This window comes from Agrobacterium sp. ST15.16.024, assembly GCF_027956545.1.
Lineage (GTDB): Bacteria > Pseudomonadota > Alphaproteobacteria > Rhizobiales > Rhizobiaceae > Agrobacterium > Agrobacterium cucumeris.
The window spans coordinates 1-391 of the sequence record NZ_JAQKGO010000063.1 but is presented as its reverse complement, the minus strand read 5'-3'; the positions used below and the strand labels follow the sequence as shown (position 1 = coordinate 391).

At 64.2% G+C, this 391-nt stretch carries 1 protein-coding gene; it reads left to right on the top strand.

All coding sequences use genetic code 11. The features are described from left to right. Nucleotides 1-391: glycoside hydrolase family 25 protein (locus PL640_RS25645; protein WP_271363886.1), on the top strand; the 391-nt coding region annotated here is incomplete at both ends.

The window sequence follows — 391 nt, the reverse complement described above, 5'->3', positions numbered from 1 at the left end:
GCCGGCGGAGCGCCCCACGATCAACCAGATGGAGCGTCCGGTCCAGTTGGCCATGGCTGCGGCGCCGGCGGCGAGCGCCGGCGCGCAGGTTCGTTCACGCATTTTCCGCTCCAGCTTCAGCGATGCCAAGCCGATCAATTTCGGCAGGGTCCAGCCGCGTCATTTTCAGGTCCACGGGGTGGACGTATCCCGTTGGCAGGCCAATATTAATTGGCCACAGCTGCGCACGCGCGGCGCCAATTTCGCCTTCATCAAGGCGACGGATGGCGGCGATCATCTCGATCCGATGTTCCGCACCAACTGGCAGCGCGCGAAGGAAGCGGGTATTCGCCGCGGTGCTTGCCACTTCTTCTACTGGTGCCGTAGCGCCAGCGAACAGGCGGACTGGTTC